This window comes from Vibrio harveyi, from assembly GCF_030060435.1.
Classification (GTDB): Bacteria; Pseudomonadota; Gammaproteobacteria; order Enterobacterales; family Vibrionaceae; genus Vibrio; species Vibrio harveyi.
This window is the reverse complement of the sequence record NZ_CP125876.1, coordinates 612,721-632,132: the sequence shown is the minus strand read 5'-3', so window position 1 is coordinate 632,132 and position 19,412 is coordinate 612,721. Positions and strand designations below refer to the sequence as shown.

At 45.8% G+C, this 19,412-nt stretch carries 18 protein-coding genes; 9 read left to right on the top strand and 9 right to left on the bottom strand.

What is annotated here, in order from left to right:
• Positions 1-41: 41 nt before the first annotated feature.
• The gene (locus QMY49_RS19395; RefSeq protein WP_283316189.1) at positions 42-1,487 is read right to left on the bottom strand and encodes a TrkH family potassium uptake protein; all 1,446 of its coding nucleotides are present in this window, start codon (positions 1,485-1,487) and stop codon (positions 42-44) included.
• Positions 1,488-2,091: 604 nt separating this feature from the next.
• A complete protein-coding gene (locus QMY49_RS19390) occupies positions 2,092-2,784 on the bottom strand; it encodes a helix-turn-helix domain-containing protein (protein WP_228286520.1) in 693 nt (230 codons plus the stop codon).
• A 658-nt stretch (positions 2,785-3,442) separates the two neighbouring features.
• On the opposite strand from QMY49_RS19390, the gene QMY49_RS19385 reads away from it, so the two are divergent.
• Complete coding sequence (locus QMY49_RS19385; RefSeq protein WP_283316184.1) at positions 3,443-4,219, top strand: hypothetical protein; 777 nt, start codon at positions 3,443-3,445, stop codon at positions 4,217-4,219.
• Positions 4,220-4,270: 51 nt separating this feature from the next.
• Here the strand turns inward: QMY49_RS19385 and QMY49_RS19380 are convergent, their stop codons facing one another.
• Together QMY49_RS19380 and gltS (QMY49_RS19375) are read right to left on the bottom strand one after the other, a co-directional pair.
• On the bottom strand, positions 4,271-5,026 hold the full coding sequence (locus QMY49_RS19380) for a hypothetical protein (protein ID WP_033008119.1): 756 nt from the start codon (positions 5,024-5,026) through the stop codon (positions 4,271-4,273).
• Between the two features lie 244 nt (positions 5,027-5,270).
• Positions 5,271-6,497, bottom strand: coding sequence for a sodium/glutamate symporter (gltS, locus tag QMY49_RS19375; RefSeq protein WP_005428834.1), 1,227 nt, complete (start codon positions 6,495-6,497; stop codon positions 5,271-5,273).
• A 447-nt stretch (positions 6,498-6,944) separates the two neighbouring features.
• Here gltS (QMY49_RS19375) and QMY49_RS19370 point away from each other — a divergent pair, with 447 nt between their 5' ends.
• From QMY49_RS19370 to QMY49_RS19355, 4 genes are all read left to right on the top strand, one after another.
• Positions 6,945-7,316, top strand: coding sequence for a GntR family transcriptional regulator (locus QMY49_RS19370; protein ID WP_010644392.1), 372 nt, complete (start codon positions 6,945-6,947; stop codon positions 7,314-7,316).
• Complete coding sequence (locus tag QMY49_RS19365; protein WP_283316178.1) at positions 7,313-8,170, top strand: ABC transporter ATP-binding protein; 858 nt, start codon at positions 7,313-7,315, stop codon at positions 8,168-8,170. Before QMY49_RS19370 ends, QMY49_RS19365 begins: the two co-directional genes overlap by 4 nt.
• On the top strand, positions 8,170-9,000 hold the full coding sequence (locus tag QMY49_RS19360; RefSeq protein WP_061066069.1) for a hypothetical protein: 831 nt from the start codon (positions 8,170-8,172) through the stop codon (positions 8,998-9,000). The genes QMY49_RS19365 and QMY49_RS19360 overlap by 1 nt, the downstream gene beginning before the upstream one ends.
• Before the next feature lie 200 nt (positions 9,001-9,200).
• On the top strand, positions 9,201-9,719 hold the full coding sequence (locus QMY49_RS19355; RefSeq protein WP_005448887.1) for an RNA methyltransferase: 519 nt from the start codon (positions 9,201-9,203) through the stop codon (positions 9,717-9,719).
• Between the two features lie 90 nt (positions 9,720-9,809).
• Here QMY49_RS19355 and gltS (QMY49_RS19350) read toward each other — a convergent pair whose 3' ends face one another.
• Both gltS (QMY49_RS19350) and QMY49_RS19345 read right to left on the bottom strand, forming a co-directional pair.
• Positions 9,810-11,045, bottom strand: a complete 1,236-nt coding sequence (gltS, locus tag QMY49_RS19350; RefSeq protein WP_005428854.1) for a sodium/glutamate symporter — start codon at positions 11,043-11,045, stop codon at positions 9,810-9,812.
• Between the two features lie 560 nt (positions 11,046-11,605).
• Complete coding sequence (locus QMY49_RS19345) at positions 11,606-12,238, bottom strand: CatB-related O-acetyltransferase (protein ID WP_283316173.1); 633 nt, start codon at positions 12,236-12,238, stop codon at positions 11,606-11,608.
• Between the two features lie 198 nt (positions 12,239-12,436).
• On the opposite strand from QMY49_RS19345, the gene QMY49_RS19340 reads away from it, so the two are divergent.
• The 4 genes from QMY49_RS19340 to QMY49_RS19325 all read left to right on the top strand — a co-directional run bounded on the left by QMY49_RS19340 (position 12,437) and on the right by QMY49_RS19325 (position 16,092).
• Entirely contained in the window at positions 12,437-13,210 is a 774-nt protein-coding gene (locus tag QMY49_RS19340) for a DUF4344 domain-containing metallopeptidase (protein ID WP_283316171.1), read from the top strand.
• A 41-nt stretch (positions 13,211-13,251) separates the two neighbouring features.
• Positions 13,252-13,638, top strand: a complete 387-nt coding sequence (locus tag QMY49_RS19335; protein WP_009696545.1) for a thiol-disulfide oxidoreductase DCC family protein — start codon at positions 13,252-13,254, stop codon at positions 13,636-13,638.
• Positions 13,639-13,813: 175 nt separating this feature from the next.
• On the top strand, positions 13,814-15,475 hold the full coding sequence (locus QMY49_RS19330; RefSeq protein WP_283316169.1) for a methyl-accepting chemotaxis protein: 1,662 nt from the start codon (positions 13,814-13,816) through the stop codon (positions 15,473-15,475).
• A gap of 122 nt (positions 15,476-15,597) precedes the next feature.
• Positions 15,598-16,092 carry a peptidylprolyl isomerase gene (locus tag QMY49_RS19325; RefSeq protein WP_283316168.1) on the top strand — a complete coding sequence of 165 codons (495 nt, stop codon included), beginning with the start codon at positions 15,598-15,600 and terminating at the stop codon, positions 16,090-16,092.
• A 139-nt stretch (positions 16,093-16,231) separates the two neighbouring features.
• On the opposite strand, the gene QMY49_RS19320 is transcribed toward QMY49_RS19325, so the two are convergent.
• From QMY49_RS19320 to QMY49_RS19310, 3 genes are read right to left on the bottom strand one after another with little or no spacing between them, the layout of a single operon-like run.
• Positions 16,232-17,023, bottom strand: a complete 792-nt coding sequence (locus tag QMY49_RS19320) for a LytR/AlgR family response regulator transcription factor (RefSeq protein ID WP_045371237.1) — start codon at positions 17,021-17,023, stop codon at positions 16,232-16,234.
• Positions 17,024-17,038: 15 nt separating this feature from the next.
• Positions 17,039-18,061, bottom strand: a complete 1,023-nt coding sequence (locus QMY49_RS19315; protein ID WP_283316165.1) for a sensor histidine kinase — start codon at positions 18,059-18,061, stop codon at positions 17,039-17,041.
• Positions 18,062-19,408, bottom strand: a complete 1,347-nt coding sequence (locus QMY49_RS19310; RefSeq protein WP_283316162.1) for a DUF1302 domain-containing protein — start codon at positions 19,406-19,408, stop codon at positions 18,062-18,064.
• Positions 19,409-19,412: the final 4 nt, after the last annotated feature.

The following is a 19,412-nucleotide window of genomic DNA, read 5'->3' as shown; positions in this document are numbered from 1 at the left end:
CCTGAAGAGCTCGCTAATTAGCGTTGGAAAAGTCGGCGAGGTTAAATACGCCAGAAATAAGGAGACAAAACGACCACAATGGTGAGGATCTCTAAGCGTCCCATCAGCATTCCGAGGCTCAAAATCCACTTTGCTGCATCTGGCAGTGTCGAGAAATTGCCAGTAGGACCAATAATAGAACCGAGACCAGGACCGACATTCGCCACCGAAGTAATGGCACCAGACAAGCTAGTGACAGGGTCTAAGCCTATGATTGCCAATAACATTGCGATAAAAATAATCGTTAATGCATAAACAAAAGCGAATGCCGTTACACCTTGCACAATACTGTCTGACAAACGTGCTTTGTTATAACGCAAGGTAAAGACGCCAGAAGGGTGTACCAACTGAAAAACCTGTTTTTTAAGGAGTGAGGTCGCTATCTGAATTCGGAAGATTTTGAAGCCCCCTGACGTTGAGCCAGAGCACGCACCCATCAACAGAACGAAGCAAAACAAAATGGTTGGCAAACTTCCCCAACTGGAGAAATCGTCCAATGCAAACCCAGTGGTGGTCATCACCGTAACGATATTGAAGGTCGCAATACGAATCGCGTCGATGAATGGATAATCGAGCTTCAATGCCAACCAGCAAGCAACAACCAAACTCAACGCAACCACCAACTTAAAATAGGCTCTGATTTGCGCGTCTTTCACTAAACACGACAGACTCTTTTGGTTGATTGCTGCCACAAACTGAATGAATGGCATACCACCCGCAAACATAAAGATGATCGCCACCCAATGAGCCATTGGCGAGAAACCATTCATGGAAGCATCGGTCGTTGAGTACCCTCCCGTAGAGACGGTGGTCAGTGCGTGGTTGATTGCATCAAATATAGTCATGCCAGATAGCAAGTAGCTCATCACACAAAGAAAAGTCAGCAGCAGATAAACAGACAGAATACTCTTGGCAACACTCTTCATTCGAGGTGCACTTTTTGTTGACCAATCAGAGGATTCGGTTTGGAAAAGTCGCATTCCACCAACATTGATCATGGGTAGAATAGCGATAGCCATCACGATGAACCCTACGCCACCAAACCACTGAAGCAGCGAACGCCAAAGCAATATGCTGGGTGCCATGTTATCCAGACCAGCAAGAACCGTAGACCCAGTCGTGGTGATACCAGACATGGTTTCAAAATAAGCGTTAGTGAAGCTGATTTCATTGATGAATACAAAGGGAAGTGACGCAAACGCGCTGCCTAGAACCCAGACTAGCGTGGTGACCAAAAATGCATCTTTTACCTTGAGAGCGATTGATGTTTTCCCGCCAATCGCCACGCACACTAATCCCCCGATATGGGTAATGATTGCTGATAAACCAAAATCTAACGCCCCTTGAGTCCCTGTCACTACAGCCATCAAAAATGGGATATACATAAACAATGCGAGTTTAGATAACAGGAATCCCAAAACAAGAAACACTGGTTTATAGCTAATCATTAAAAATCAGTTCATTTATTCTTACCAACAACTTTATTATTTATTCAATTTTCCCAATTAAATTCAATTGATATATAAGGTTAAATCAATGACCGATATAATATGAGCAAAAATATAAATCATGCTATTTATTAGGAAGAAACATCAAAACACAATAGGCAGATCGCGCAATGACTTATTCTTATCGTTTCGTTACATTGAGATAAGCAACTGATTAAAAACAATCTGACTTAATACTTATAATTTTATGTTTCTGCCTAAAAAGATCCCTCTATTACCTAGTTATTCGATGTCGAGTAACTGCTATATAAACTCAGACTTTTCATCCCCTTTGAGCAATTGCAGTGAAAAGATTCAAATTACATCATGCTTAACAACGGTTTATGTCAAGTTATACAAAACCACCACTGATTTATATCTCTCGAAGTTTTGTTTGCCATTAAGCTCCATCATGAGCAATGGACTCATCAACTCACTCGACATTCTGCTCAAGAAAAATGACGATACTCTATCTTCCATGGATAAAGATTTACTAACCCATGCCATCTACTTTTTTAGGTCTCAGTTCTCAAACTAACGCTGAGCCGCTATATAACCATCGCCACTAGACATTGTTTTCTTTGGAGTTTTTCCTGAACTCTTGAGGCGTCACACCATACTTCTTCTTAAAGATCGTACAAAAGTACGCCGAGCTATTGAAACCACTGAGCTCACTGATTTTTAAAACGTTGTATGACGTGAACGTTAAGTAGTTGATGGAGATACCTAACCTTACATCATTGAGAATATGCGAGAAGGCTCCCCCTTCCTTAGAGAGGTTTCTCCGTAACGTAGAAGGGCTGGTAAACATACAACTCGCCGCCAAGTCTAACGTCCACTTCTTCGTTGGTTCAGACATAAACAGCTTGGCTAAACGAGAAGACAACGATATGTGATAATCACTGTTAAACAATATGCTGACATCCACACCTTTTTTATACAGCAGTAATACCAAGTGAAAGATACTCTGCTTCAATGCGATATTTTTAATGCTTTTCAGCTTTTGGCAATTATTAAGTTGTCTATTTGAGTAAAAGATTTCACACAGTTCTTTACTCTTATACAGAATAAATGACTCATTCTTGTTTTTGTTTAAGATGAGATCATTAAGCTTTTCGAGCTTCACCTTCATCTTTTTGATGTCAGTCTTGTTGAGAGTCACGACCTCAAATGAGCTCTCATCCCCCTGCCTAAGCAGATCGCACTCCACCATCGCCCCTTCTGGGATAACCAGTAAGCTATTGTTAAACAATGGCACTTCGTTTCCATTGATGGCGATGAACCCTTGGTAGTTAGATATCCGAACGAGCAGGCTCCTTTTCGAACGGTAGGGCTTCAATGTGACTTTCTTTGATTGAACTTGATGGAAAAACATATGCGAATAACCTGATGCTTTTTTCTGAGAGTATCACTCCTCCCACTGAAAACATCATGAGCCATAATCAATGAAATATTTTCAAAATAATATGATGGTATTTCTACATTTTGTATTTATTGGTGTATTTTCTGGTAAAAAAACACAGTTAACATGATAAGCGGCTATTTATTATAAAAAACAGACAGAAAATCCTGCTCTTGTTATTTAACACCGCATAATAACAACCATTTAATTATTCGCTTATTCGATATAACACAACTAGGTTGGTACACTATCTGGGTTTCTGTTTATATTTTTAAATCACCTCAGATATACCACTTTTTTCGAAGGAATTATGGAGCGAATTATTCGGTTTTTTACTTTCGGTCTTTGGGGAACGAAAGAGGAACGACACCTTTCAAGAAAGATCAATCATTCTTACACATCATTAAAAGTCGTTGGCAGGGGGACGGTGTTTATATCTGCCAAAGAGGTTCATCAAGACCTAATGACGAACAATATTTATGAAAGAGCTCGGTTACTCGTTGAGGAGAAATAGTTGTTTTTGTTGCTAATCTTACCAATCTTGGTAAGTGGTTTTTTGGTTTGTCATATCCATCCGTTCTATCGATACAAGGTGCACCGTTATGAAGGACAGTACCTGTACTTAAAAAGCGCAAACTTAGGCATGATATGTTTGTTTATCGCCTTAGGCTTAGTCTTGATCATTAATCGCTACGCGTATTTTTTCGCAGCCATCACACATGTTGCTCCGATAAAATGGTTACCTGACGCGTTGTTGGCACAGACGCCTTATGAGTTTACATCGAACCTACTCTATGAACTTGGTGCCTTTAGCAATCAAGAGGTTATCAATCTCACCTGGGTAACCATGATTACATTTTCGATGTTGCTCGTGCCTGTATTTTGGTCTCTGCTCGCCTACATCAAATATTGCATTCGCTACATGACGTTTAGCCCAAAAGAACGACTGAATGCGAGAGTCTTTTCCGACAGCTCACTGGATGACTTTCTCTTTAAATCAGCGTTAGAAAAAGGGGACAAAATGGTCATGCTGACGCTATCGGATAGAAGGTTATATGTGGGGAAAGTGCTCAGCTTAGGCGAGCCCAACGAAGCAGAAGGACTCAACCAAGAGATATCGATAAAGCCAGTAATGAGTGGGTATCGAGACAAGGGTACGCTAGAAGTTCATTTTACCAAACACTACGCCAATAGTGATGCCAGTGCTGTCACCATCATCAAGCAAGATCTGATCTCCTCAGCCTGCGCTTTTAGCTTTGCAACCTATGAAAAATTGCATCGAAAAAGCTAGAACTTGTGAAAGCGTATCATCCTACCCACGGTTGATACGCTTATCATACTTCTACGCTGGCTTAACGTTTAAAAGAAACTGCTCTAGAGAACCGATTCCCGCCAGCTCAAAAATCTGATTAAGCACGTTCTGATGGTAATTGTGCATATCATGGATTTCCTCAATTACCTCTTGCTCCATGCTACCCAGAAAAATGCCCGCTAATATCGCGTCAAACCAACGGAAAGTACACCGAGCGACGACGTTTTTTACGTTAAGTTCATTTGCCCTAATCGTGATATCCAGCAGCAGTTGGTACTTATAAAAATACAGCTCACTGCCATATTCCTCCGTAATAGGGAACGCCTCCGCTTCCTCGCCAAATATCAACAAGCGATCTTCTATCATTTCTTGATGCTTGGTTTGCACATTGCGTTTGAAATTAGTGACTTCCACACCCAACCATGAACCGACCAGCAAGATGTAACTGTCCATGCCTTGAAGGCTCTCAAGTACTTCCTGCTGCTTTTCATAGATGGCCTTTCTCACCGCTGGCACTTTAGCCTTCGGACATAAACCACGCCAAGCAAGGTCCAATAAAGTCACAAGTTCATTGGGATCTTCGTTATCCGAGTAATAAAAAGTAGAGCGGTTGATGAAGCGATCTGCCAAACGTTGATGTTTATCCCTGTAGAGATGAATCAGACAGGCATCCGTCGTTTTACAATAAGCTTCACAAGGTATAGAAACATAGTGTGATTGGACACGGTTGATTTGGTAATGCGTGTTCTCGCACGAGTGTCCCAGAATGCGTTTTAAGAGGCCCATAAATCTCCTAAAGACCTACAAGAGGTTGATATCCTTAGCAAACAAACTTAATGGTGACTCTGCACCCTAGCATGCTCATTTTTTATTTGGGTCTCATACCGGAAGTTGACAGTTTTTCACTGTAACTTGCTTGAGAATCTAAAGGAGAGCAGTCCTGCGCCGCAACTCATTCAGGACGAGACATACGTCAGATCAAAAAAGCCAGTCTCTCGGGACTGGCTTTTGTTTTGTGGAGTAAGGCTGGTTACTTAATAAAAGAAATACAGCCTTGCAGAATCACTAGGTTGACGATGTCGATAAAGAACGCGCCAACGATAGGCACCACCATAAAGGCTTGTGGTGATGGACCGAAGCGGTTAACGATAGAGCCCATGTTCATGACTGCCGTTGGCGTTGCGCCCAGACCAAAGCCACAGTGACCACTTGCGATGACTGCGGCATCGTAGTTGCTGCCCATCACACGGAACGTTACGTAGTAAGCGAAGACCGCCAGAATCACCGATTGCACCGCTAGGATGATGAGGAACGGGATTGCTAAGTCGAAGATGTTCCACAGTTTTAGGCTCATTAGCGCCATCGCTAGGAACAGAGACAACGAAACCGTACCGAGAATATCGACCGTTTCAACATCCACTTTGCGTACTTTGGTCACTTCCATGATGTTGGTGATCACCACACCGATAAACAGCGCGTAAACGAAGTCTGGAATCATCAGCCATTTGATACCAAAGCTGCTCACCCAGCCTTCTAAGTAATCGGCACCAGTAACACACAATAGAATGATCGATAAACTCTCGACCACTTTCTTCGCGGTTACGCGGTCTTCTTCGTGCTCGTTGTAGGTCACCAATTCAGGAAAACGCTCGTGAGTCTGGTTGGTGCGTCCGTATTCAGATTCAAGGTTACGTTTATCTATCAAGCGCTGCGCTACTGGGCTGCCGATGATGCCACCAATGACCAAACCAAAGGTAGCGGACGCCATTGCCACTTCTAGTACGTTGTGCAAGCCGTACATGTCTTGGAAGGTTTGTGACCATGCTGCGCCCGTACCGTGACCGCCAGACAGCGTAATCGAACCGGCAATCAAGCCCATTAGCGGGTCTAAGCCAAGCGCCGTTGCCAAGGAGACACCGACCGCGTTTTGGATAAGAATGTACACCGATGCCACGGCTAAGAAGATAAACACCTTAGCGCCGCCTTTAATCAACTGGGTGTAATTTGCAGCCAAGCCAACAGTGGCGAAGAACATCAACATGAAAGTGTTTTGCAGCGGTAAATCGAAAACTAAATCCACGCCATTGAAATGCATCGCGGTGATCGCACATGCGACAATCAAACCACCCACGATTGGCTCGGGAATATTAAATTTCTTTAAGATCGGTAATTTAGCGTTAACGAATTGTCCCAAGAACAACACACAAATAGCGACGAGAAACGACTCTTGTGGACCGACAGAAATGACCTGATTCATAAAACCTCTTTGCCTCCTTTTTCTCATCCTTTGAGTAACAACTCGCAGGTTGAGCGGTATTTAGGCAGGTCAGAGTGCCTACTGAACGTGTGGTTTTCTAGGGTCCAAACCCACTAGATTCTCATTAAATAAGAAAGCAATAACTCGAATATTCACCCAATTCTCACTCAATGAAAAAACACACTTTTTCACCAAGTTTTGTGGCGCAATTTTCTCGTTTTTTTCGCTCTTCTCAACTTATGAGAAGTGAACAATTTTTTACCAGTTTTTGAAGGCAAAAACGTATGCGATTGCGTACAAATTTTGCGTGAAACTCTGGTGCAAACTTTGTCGAACTTTCATCGGCAAAAGTGATTGAGAAAACAGCGCAAGAAGATTGGCGCTTTCTATCCCATCGCCGAGGTGTTATACATATATATAACACCAACTCAGCCAAGGAAACCAATCATGACGCATTGGCATGATCGCCAACCGATTTTCCGTCAGTTGGCTGACCAGATCACCCAGCAAATATTGCAAGGCATCTGGCAAGAGGGTGAAGCTTTGCCTTCGGTACGCAGTGTCTCTGCGGATATGAAGATCAACCACCTGACGGTCATGAAGGGCTATCAGTTATTGGTTGATGAAGGATTGGTAGAAAAGAAACGTGGGCAAGGCATGTTTGTCGCCCAAGGTGCAAAAAAACAGCTGCTTGCTGATGAAAAAGCACGTTTCCTTGAACAACAAATTCCGCAGATCGCCGACACATTACAACGTCTGGATATGTCACTTGATGAATTTATCCAACAAATCCAAACACATATTAAAGGTGACCAATGAGCGCATTAGTCAGTGTAAAACACCTCTCCAAGCAATATCGTCAGCAGGGTGAAGCGCTGCATGACGTGAGTTTTGATCTACAAGCGGGTCAAGTGCTTGGCTTGCTAGGTCATAACGGTGCGGGTAAATCGACTCTCATTAACGCCCTACTCGGTGCACACGAATATCAGGGCACCATTCGCATCAACGGCTTTGAACCAATCATGCAACGCGACAAAATCATGCAGAGCTTGTCTTACATCTCGGATGTGAACGTTCTACCAAACTGGATGACCGTTGCTCAGTTGCTCGATTACACCGAGGGCGTACACCCAGGTTTTAATCGCAGCAAAGCCGATACCATGCTTCGTCAAACCGACATCAAGCCGCGTGCACGCATCAAATCCCTATCGAAAGGCATGAAGGTGCAATTGCACTTGGCTGTCGTCATCGCGACCAATACGCAGATTCTGATTCTGGACGAGCCAACGCTTGGTTTGGATTTGGTTTATCGCGATACCTTCTACCGTCATTTGCTGGAATGGTTCCACGATGGCGAGCGTGTGCTGATCATAGCGAGCCATGAAGTATCGGAAATCGAACACCTACTGACGGACGTGCTGATCCTTAAACACGGTCGACCGGTCCTACAAACCTCAATGGACAGCATCAGCGAGGATTACTTCATTCTCGATGCCAGTGATGAGCATCGCGCACAAATCGAAGCGCTGAAACCACTGTCATCACAAAAAGGCTTGGGCACAACTAAATGGTTGCTGTCGTCTCAATACGCAGAGCAAGTAGCTGGGCTGGGTGATGTGCATGGCGTCAAGCTTGCGGATCTGTTCTTGGCATTGCAGAAGGAGGCAGCATAATGAAATCGATTGTCGCGATGTTGCGTAAAGAATGGCTAGAGAACCCATTGGTTACACGCGTGCCGTTGTTTATGTTTGCCTGTGGCGTGCTGCTGTTCGTCAGCTTAATGAGCAGCTCGACACTGCAACACAATATGTTCTTCCAAATGAGCTTTGGCGGTGATGTCAGTGACATCCACAAAGAACTCGGCGATGACGTCAACATGCTGATCACAGGTGGCATTGGTTTATTGTCTATCCTGCTTGGTACTCAATACTTCCCAAGAACGCTGCGTAAAGAGCGCTCAGAGGGCAGTATCATGTTTTGGCGCAGTATGCCTGTCAGTGACGTGAAAACCCATCTGGTGAAGCTGACGTTTGGTTTATTGGTGATTCCGTTAGTGTGTTCGGTATTGGTTTTCGCTGCGGACTTTATGCTGTGGATGTTAAATGTTTCAACGGACCACCAGCTGGCGTTATTGTATCGACAAGCATCACTGGGTTTCGTGCTGCTGAACTGGATTGAATTCTTGCTTCGAATGGTAGTGGCTGGAGTATTGTTATTGCCGCTCGCACTAACCGCAATGGCAATCTCACAGAAAGTGAACTCACCACTGTTGGTGATCTTGATTGGTATTTACGCGCTACGTTGGATGCCAATTGCGATGTTCAACTACTATGGTCTGGATGATTTCTTCTCAGCGATTTTCTACCTACCACTGCACGCGATTCTTGCGCCAAACCCGTTCAGCGCGATTCCAGATGCAGGTTGGATGAACGTTGGGATTTACGCTTTCATCGGTGTGCTTGCTTGGACGGCTAGTATCAAATTTAGCCGCACCGTGAACTAACAAGCACAAGCGAAACCACACAAAAGCGAGGTACTGTCCTCGCTTTTTCATTTTCAGCACCATCAATCTTCATTCTCTTTGCTTCAACGCAAAAATAATCAGCCTATAGCAATAGCGCTTCGGCGTGGTTAAGTTCATAATCCCTCGCTTAATGCGCTCAGCGCTATTATCTAGAATTTTTGAAAAGCAGAACACCAACCATGACCACCAAGCCAACAGCCATTATTGGACTGTACAACCCAAAGAGTCCAACCAACGTTGGCGCTGTATTACGAGCCGCAGGCTGCTACGACGCTGCGCAAGTTCGTTACAACGGCACGCGCTACAGCCGCGCAGTAAAGTTCCAGACCGACACCCAGAACTCACAAGAACGTATTCAATTAGTGGAGATGGAAGACCTCACTGCTAATGTTGCCGACGATGTGGAAATTGTTTGTGTTGAGTTAGTGGTCGGCGCAACAGCACTGCCGCACTTCACTCACCCAGAGAACGCGATTTATGTGTTTGGACCGGAGGACGGCTCACTGCCGCAAGAGATGGTCGATAAGGCGCATCACGTGGTGTACGTACCGACTCACGGTTGTATGAACCTAGCCGCGACGGTGAACGTTGTGCTTTACGATCGCATGGCGAAAACACTGGGGACGATTGATGACCACCAGCAAGTCCTTGCTAATCGCGACAACAAGAACCGCTTGAAAATGAAAGCTTGCGTATAGACTGACGAAGTTCGTCGTTGGCAAGCGCCAGAAACAAAAAAGGTCACAGCAATACTGTGACCTTTTGTTTTATTTGGCGTCTTAATCTATCTAGCCAAGGAACGAGATGTAGCCTTGTAGAATGATCAAGTTAACGATGTCGATGAAGAAGGCACCAACAATCGGCACAACCATGAACGCTTGTGGTGACGGACCAAAGCGGTTAACGATTGAACCCATGTTCATTACCGCCGTTGGGGTTGCACCCAAACCGAAACCACAGTGACCACCTGCGATAACCGCAGCATCGTAGTTGCTACCCATCACCTTGAACGTTACGTAGTAGGTGAAGATAGCCAGAATCACTGACTGTACGCCTAGAATCACCAAGAATGGGATCGCTAGGTCAAAGATGTTCCATAGTTTCAAGCTCATCAGAGCCATCGCTAGGAACAGAGACAGCGACACCGTACCTAACATGTCGACTGTTTCGGCATCCAACTTACGAATCTTGGTCACTTCCAAGAAGTTAGTGATGATCACACCAATGAACAACGCATAAACGAAGTCTGGAATCATCAGCCATTGAATGTCGTAAGTGCTCACCCATTGCTCTACGTACTTAGCACCTGTTACACAGATCAATAGGAAGAACAGTTTCTCAACCACTTTTTTCGCGGTTACTTTGTCTTCTTCGTACTCGTTGTACGTCACCAACTCCGGGAATTTCTCGTGGGTTTTGGCATCTCGACCACCACGACCATACTCAGATTCGATGTTGTTCTTTTCGACCAGACGCTGCGCAACCGGACTACCGATGATACCACCGATGATCAAACCGAATGTTGCTGACGCCATCGCGATTTCCAATACGTTATTCAAACCGTAAACGTCTTGGAAAGTTTGTGACCACGCCGCCCCCGTGCCGTGACCACCTGATAGAGTAATCGAACCAGCGATAAGCCCCATCAGCGGATCTAAACCCAATGCCGCTGCCAGTGAAACACCGACACCGTTTTGAATGATGATGTAGAACGACGCGACTGCTAAGAAGATGAAAACCTTCGCGCCCCCTTTCATTAACTGAGTGTAATTTGCTGCCAAACCAACGGTAGCGAAGAACATCAGCATGAATGTGTTTTGCAACGGTAAGTCGAACTCCAAATCGACGCCGTTAAAATGAAGAGCAGTAATGATGCAGGCAACGATTAAGCCCCCTACAATCGGCTCAGGTATGTTGAATTTCTTTAAGATCGGTAGCTTAGCATTAATGAAATGCCCCAGGAAAAGCACACTGATCGCAACCAAAAAGGACTCCAGTGCACCTACAGATATTAAATGATTCATATCGCCTCTTATTATTGTTCTCTTCATCCTCCGTAATGATTGAGTGTTAGTTTAACCTTCGCTCAATAGCAAATTTTCTCGCTATATTTTTCCGAAAATACTCAAAAGGTTGTGTTAAATGCGCCTTAGGCTAGTTTAAGGGACGGTCGTTAAGCGATGTTCTGATTTACGCGCTATTCGCAAGCCCTAAAATGTAAAAGGAGCCTGTTAAGCTCCTTCTTATCCTCTTCATAGACAAACAGAAATGACTGCTTGCAGGAGATGGATATCGTGTTGTGAGTATTGTCCGAGTGACACTTTCTGAACCGCTATCGGGCTCCCTTACTTAAACAGAATGTGATCATCACTATCGAGCAAAGTTCCTTCCCGTCATAACGAATAGAGCGCCGAGGTGGCGCTCTAACATCTGGGTTTGCTTGTATCCCATCGTAGTTAAAAACTCTGACTCATGGTGTTTGGAACGAGCCGAATCCCGGGAAATTCTCAAGCTTGCAACAAGTGTTCTCGTTACAACGGAGCGAGATTATAACATATCGCTGAAAATTTTCCTCATTTCAGTGCTATTCGCCACTTTCATAGTTTGCTTCTGAAATGATCAACTGTTCAATATCATTACTGCAGATGAAAGCGCGAAGTGCCTCGAACTTGGCTTCATCCCACGTGTAGATTTGTAGGGCGAGCAGCTTATCAATGATGTCTTGCTTAAAGCGAAGCTTAACGGGTTTTGCCGGAGATCCTGCCACCACAGTGTAAGGTGGGACATCTTTAGTCACGACGCTGTTTGCGGCAATCACTGCGCCCTCCCCAATGGTGACGCCGGGCATGATCATCGCACGCATGCCAATCCAAGCTGCGTCACCAATCACGGTATCGCCTTTGCCTTGGTAAGATTGCTCGATGTCATCAAGGAACGGATACAGACAAAACCAGTCCGTCCTGTGATTGTGGTTACCGCCCATCAAAATCACCGCTTCAGCCGCGATACAAACGTAATCACCGATATAAAGCTGATCGACTTCCCACCTCGGCTGCCACGCTTTACTCACTTCATCACCATGCAGATAACGCACGACAGAATCTTCGAAGCCATTATCCCAACAATCGCTGTAATAACTGTGGGTGCCTTTGATGTGGATGTTTTGGTTTTGCACCACTTGGTGCAGGTACTGAAATTTGGACCAATGTTTTTTCATGGCAGTTGCCTCAATAGAGTAAATGTATGCCACGGAACGGTTTCTCGTGGCGTTGTTGCTGCGTTCTCAGTCAACAACGCCTATTGGATGCGGGGTTGCAGTAGTAATGGATTATTCATGAATGTGTCCTCCAGCGCGCACACTATAAAAAGCATGTATAATTTTCAAGCAAACCAAACAAATAACAAGATTCCGAAAATGAAAAGTCACTCTGCCTTTGCCTCTCTGCTGCTGTTTGCTGCCACAGCGTCTGCGAGCGAAAACATTAAAATCGAATACCTCCCTGCGGAAACTGCCGACGATCGCTTTGCTGCGCAAGTGATTGAAAGCAGTGAAGTGAACGACATCTTTGTCCAGCTTTCTGATGATTACTTCCCGTTTGATAACCCACTGACATTGACCTACGGTGGCGAAGACGGTCCGCTTTACGATCCAGAAACCCACACCATCCATATCCCATACACCTTCTATCTGGAATCATTTAACTACTTCACCAACAACAAGTACCAAGAACGTTACGGTAAAGCACCGAAAACGGGCGCGCTCGATACTTTGCTGCACACACTATTGCACGAAGCCGGACACGCTTACATTGCCGATCAAAACATTCCAGTACTGGGTAAAGAGGAAGATGCGGTCGATAACTTCGCCACCATTTTGTTGATTGATTACGTTGATGACGGTGCCGATGTGGCGATCAGTGCTGCGGACATGTTCGCATTCGAATCCGACGACAGACCGGACTACTACGATTTTGGCGAGTACATTGATGAGCACAGTTTCGATCTGCAACGTTACTTCTCTACCCTGTGTCTGGTCTACGGCAGCGATCCAGAGCAATACAAAGCCTTGTTGGATGAAGTAGAAAAAGATTACTTACGCGATCGCAAAGAGTTCTGCCAATTCAATTACGACAACATCCGTGATAATTGGCTGCATTACTTGCAAGACAATGAACTAAAAGAAAAATAATCGCGTAAAAGGGATAAGAACCGCCAATAATGAGCTCAATCATGACCAAACTGACCGTATTTTACGATGGCACTTGTCCCTTGTGCGCCAAAGAGATGAAGGCGCTAAAACAACGCGATTCCAAACAGCAGATTAAAACCGTCGATATCTACAGCGAGGCGTTCGCCGATTATCCGCAGATCGATCCGGAGCAAGCCAACACCATTTTGCACGCCCTCAACGATAAGGGTGAGCTGCTGCTTGGGTTGGACGTGACTCATCGTGCATGGCAATTGGTCGGTCGCGGTTGGTTGTATGCACCATTGCGTTGGCGCATTATCAAACCTGTTGCGGACTGGCTTTACCTCAAATTTGCCAAAAACCGCTACCGCGTTTCCTACTGGCTAACGGGCACTTCTCGCTGCAATAACGGTTCGTGTTCACGTTAATTGTGATCCCGCTTAAAAATGCTACGACCTTAGTCTAAATTTATAAACTTCCTGTACTTCTGATTGATTAACTCGGTTAATCTCTAAGCATTACAACAATAAGTATTAATAATTTTATCAGGCAGGCTTATTCAGCTTGTCACTTGTAACGCTGCGCCGAGAGAAGGACGTCTCTATGAATCTGACGATCAGAAAACGACTATATATCCTTTCAATAATTCCAATTCTAACCATGGCAATAGGCATGATGTGGTTCACCTACCTACAAACCACTGCCTACAACGAACACGAGATTGAGCAGACTCGAAGTCAAATGATGGAGATGAAAAAAGCTGAGCTCAAAAACTACGTCCAAATGGCGCGTTCCGCTGTCGAGCCACTACTCGCTCAAAACGCCCCACTTGAAGAGGCTCTGCCTATCTTGAAACAGCTGGAGTTCGGTCAATCCGGTTACATCTTTGGCTACGATTCAAAAGGCGTTCGCGTCGTAGTGGGTAAAAACACTAAAGGCATCGGGGAAAACTTCTATAACTTGCAGGATAAGAAAGGCAATTACCTGATTCAGGATTTGCTCAAAAATTCCAAAACTGGTGAGTTCACGACTTATTACTTCCCGAAACCCGGTCAGAGCGAAGCACTACCGAAACTCAGCTACTCAGTCTTTATTCCTGAATGGGATTTGATGTTGGGAACGGGTTTCTATACTGACGATATCGACGCTATTGTGGCAAACATGGAAGAAGCCGCGCATCAGGCTCTCAACACCACACTGACGGCAATTGCTCTGTTCTGTGTCTCGATTGCAGCCATCGTCGCGGTCTTCGCGGTGTTTGTTAACCGCAGCATCATGAAGCCTATTGAGCAGTTTGATGCTTCAATTCACTCTTTCGCGCAAGGCGATGCCGACTTAACCGCACGCATGGAAGAATCAAGCGTACCGGAGTTCACCCAGCTTAGCCGTAACTTCAATATCTTCGTTGAAAGCCTGCAGGGTATCATCAAGAGTGTTAGCCACGTAGGGCAAGAAGTGGTTTCAGAGACCAACGACATGTCACAGCGAGCATCGCAAGTGGACGAATTGGCTTCAGGTCAACGTGAAGAAACCGAACAGGTCGCTGCGGCAATGACCGAGATGACAGCAACGGCGCACGAGATTTCCAGCAACGCTAACCAAGCGGCGCAATCCGCTAAAGACGCTGATGATAACTCACAGCAAGCAAAACACATTGTTGATTCCGCAGCGAGCTCTGTCGAAGCGCTCGCGCTAGAAGTGTCGGAAGCCAGCACGGTAATTTCTCGTTTAGAGAGCGATGTACAAAACATTTCTTCTTCGCTAGAAGTGATTCAAGACATTGCCGAGCAAACCAACCTATTGGCACTAAACGCAGCCATTGAAGCAGCACGTGCAGGCGAACAAGGTCGCGGCTTTGCGGTCGTTGCCGATGAGGTTCGTAAACTGGCGAGTCGCACTCAAGACAGCACAGGCGAAATTCACCAAATGATTGAGCAGTTGAAGTCTGGCTCGGATGCAGCAGTGAAAGCCATGGGTTCAAGCCAAGCGCGTGGTGAAGCAACGGTTGAGGAAGCACGTGCTGCCTCTGCCGCACTGCAAGAAATCCAAGCCGCAATTGCTAACATCATGGACATGAACACCTTGATCGCAACGGCAACCGAAGAGCAAAGCCAAGTTGGGCAAGAGATTTCACAACGTATTGAAGTGATCTCTCAACAAAGCAGCCAATCGGCACACCTTGCCAACCAAAACCGCGCAGGCAGTGGCAACCTTAACCACAAAGCTAACGAGCTGTACGACTTGGTCGGTCGCTTTACGGTTTAACGCTTTCCTCGCCCATTTACTATGCAAACAGCGACGCCAAAACGTCGCTGTTTTTATTTCTGCTATCCTCAGAAGTCTTAGCTATAATGCCGCCAACTTAGCACCTACAAGGGCAAAACCAGATGATTATCATGACCACCAATTTCGGTGACATCGAGATTGAACTGAACCTAGAACGAGCGCCAGTTAGCTCAAAGAACTTCAAAAAATACTGTGAAGATGGCTTCTACAACGGCACCATTTTCCACCGCGTTATCGACGGCTTTATGATCCAAGGTGGCGGTCATACCGAAGACATGGCAGAAAAGCCAACACGCGCCCTGATTACGAACGAAGCAAACCGTGGTCTAAAGAATCTTGTTGGCACTATCGCAATGGCGCGTACCGATGCTCCGCACTCTGCAACGGCACAGTTCTTCATTAACTTGGAAGACAATGATTTCCTAGACCACACCGCAACTACCAACCTAGGCTGGGGCTACGCCGTGTTTGGTAAAGTGACTGCGGGTATGGATGTCGTAAACCGCATCGCGAAAGTGAAAACGACCTCTAAGCTTGGTCACGATGATGTGCCATGCGATCCAATCATTATTGAGAAAGTGACAGTCAGCGAATAAGCCCATTCGCCTCTTGGTAGAAATCGTCGCTATAAAACGACAAAAGCGCCTAACGTCTGATGACTTAGGCGCTTTTTGTTTTTATTGCTGAAAAAAAGAGCAGCGAGTTTACAGTGTAAAGAGTGAGCAGTTCTAGCGATTACATCCCTTTGAACAAACTTTGAGATGCACGGCTCACAGGGAGCTTGTTTTCCCCAACGTGAACAAACATTCTGCCTGCAAAGTCTTTGTTTACTTTGCTAATTTTGCACACTTGCACCACGCTTGAACGGTGCACTTGCCAGAACTGTTCTGGGTTAAGCTGCCCTATCAACTCTTTCAACGATGTACGAATCAAATACTCCTGCACTTTGCCTTGTCCTTGTTGGGCATATACAGAAACGTATTTTTCTTCCGCTTTGAAATACAACACATCAGACGTGGCAATCAGATGAATATCTTCCCCTTGCGTCGCTTTGATCCACTGAAGATATTGCGGCGTTTGTGGCGCGGATAATTGTTGTAACTGTTCTAACAGGCTGCTCATCTGCACATTACTGCTTTCTTGCTCTCGCTTAGCAAGGCGTGCTTTCACTCTTTCACACGTCGTCAGCAGGCGCTCATCCGAGATAGGCTTGAGCAAATAATCGGCGGCATTTTGTTCAAAGGCTTTGATGGCGTAATCATCGTACGCAGTGACAAACACAATCAAAGGTGGATTGGCGAGTTGATTGAGTTTTTGCGCTAGTGTCATGCCATCCAGAACTGGCATACGAATATCAAGAAACGCAATGTCAGGTTGGTTTTGCTCAATGGCTTGCAACGCTTGTTCACCATCCGCGACTTTGGCTATCACCTCTAGCTCTGGCCACACTTCAGCTAGGCTTTTATCAAGATGACGCCTCAATAGCGGTTCATCATCAGCAATAATGGCAGTAAACCCTGTATTCATTCCTTTCTTCCTTGATTACGATTCCATTGGCCAGCGCAAGCGAACACAAACGCCACCCTGAGTAGACTCACTGATAGAAACCTCCCCTTGCCCTGCGAACAAAGCTTCAACTCGCTGCTTGAGATTACTTAAACCGACGCCAGAGCCCATGTGCCCACTCACGTGATTTAAGCCAACACCTGAGTCTCTGACTTCAATCTGCAAGTTCTGTTGTTCGCGCTTAATGAGTAAGCTGACTTCGCCGCCCTCTCGCTTCGGCTCAATACCATGGATGATGGCGTTTTCGATTAAGGGTTGAAGCATCATCGGCGGTAACTCGGTTCTACCTAGCCCCTCTTCTACCTCAATCTTGTAACTGAGTCGGTCACCTAAACGGGTTTGCTGGATGCCTAAGTAAGCCTCAAGTAACGCCGTTTCATTGTCTATGGTGGTGTGCTCTTCACGTGAGCTTTTGAGCGTTGCACGCAGCAGCGCGGTTAACTGTTCTAGCATCAGCTTGGCTTTATCAACATCTTGCGACATGAGCGCACTGATATTTGCCAAGGTATTGAATAAGAAATGCGGCTCAATCTGGCTTTGCATCTGCTTAAGCTGACTCAGCAACAGCGCACGATCTTGCTCTGCTTTCTCGCGCTTAATGGCTTCCAACTCTCGTTGCGCGATTGCATGTTGCTCGCGTGAATAGAAATAGAAAAAGCACATGGCACTGAATAACAACCCCATGAGTCCAACCGATAGCATACCTGAGATGCCGAAATATTCTCCGAGCCAAAACTGGGCGTTTACCACACCGAACAATAAGCAAGCCGTCAGCGAGATAGCCACTTCCGCCAAACGAGGAATGGTAGGAAACAGGCGGTCGACAAGCCATGAGAAGAAGATAGCCGAATAGCCAAATCCAAAACTCACCATAACATGAACGTAGAATGAGCCCCCCCAAACAGAAAGCGTCATTGCTGCGATAAAGAGACAAAATGCCGTGGTCACTAATAAGCTACGCGACCATCCACTTTTCACCACTGATTTTGCTGAACACATTTAGAATTTCCCTTTGATGTTAAAAACAATCATATGCTTATCATTGATTTGTGCGTAAGCAGATTGATCGTCTCCGGTTAAAAAGCGTGCGGCAACTTCCACTTCTACACTTTGATCGCCAGTATCAATCCATTGGTAGTTAAGCCACTGCGTGACAATCACACCGCCATCTTGCGGCGACAACATCACATCCAACGTAGGGGTTACATCACTTAGCCAGCCCATATCCGCTTTACCGTTCCATGCAGCCCACGCTTCCACATCCCAACTCCAGTGCAGCATTACGTTATGCTGAACGATATTGGCATGCTGAAACCCTTGGGCGTAGCTTGTCGCAAGTAGAGCGCTGCTAGCCAACAGAGAGTTGTTAGGTTCAGGGATCTGAGAGAGTAATTCGCCACGCTCTATTGCTTGCTGCCATTCGCTTTTCGACCATGCTCGGCTGTCGTACCAATATTCAGCAATCACGTTGTGTCCGGCTTGATTTGCCCAGTTCACCCCAACTAAAGCTTGGAATGCGCTTCCCTGCTCCTCAGTTGAAACGGGTTGGTAAAGATCATCCTGCTGAAACTGATAGCCGACACTTTGCTTTTGCCACAGTATGGAACCGTGCATGGCGATGGATTCATCCCACACGGCAATGGCACTAGCGCCAAGCAAACCTCGGCGCACATCATCGTAATAACCAATAAGTTGATACTCGGTGTCACCCACCAGCGCATAACGACGAATACCAACACCTTGTTGCTCTGCGGCTTGATCAAGTGCACTTTGGTCTTGTTGCCCCCAGCTTGAATCGGTCGCAATGACGGTCCATTCGCCGGCCATATCGTAGTGTGAAAGTGAAAACACGCCCGCGCCCTCTTCTGCGACTAAGCCAACCGGGTTTTGTCGATAAGGCTTAAACAGATCCAAAGGTCGGTAGCCATAACCCACGCCCCAATCCACGCGCAACTTACCTAAGCTCACATCAAGAGTGGTATCACCGACTTGCCACTCCCCTAGCCAAGCCAGCTCACGAATCAGCAACTGGTTATCAGCTTCACTCCACCAATCACTCTCTCCTTGTTGATTGAGGTACAAACCTTGGCTGTACAGAGCAAACAAGCCACTGAAGTTTTGATAATTCACCTGCACATCCAAGAGTGCATTAAGTGAATCACGAGAACTGCTCTGCGCTTGTATAAATGCGCTGTCACGCTGCTTGGTCGTTTCGTAACTGACAGCCCAATCCCACTCAAAACTCAGTTCATCATTGGCAAAAGCAGGGGCTGACGCGCCCACACACAATGAGGCAGCAATCAACAAACTGGTGCTTTTGTTAAGGTTAGGCTGGTGCGATTTCATGTAA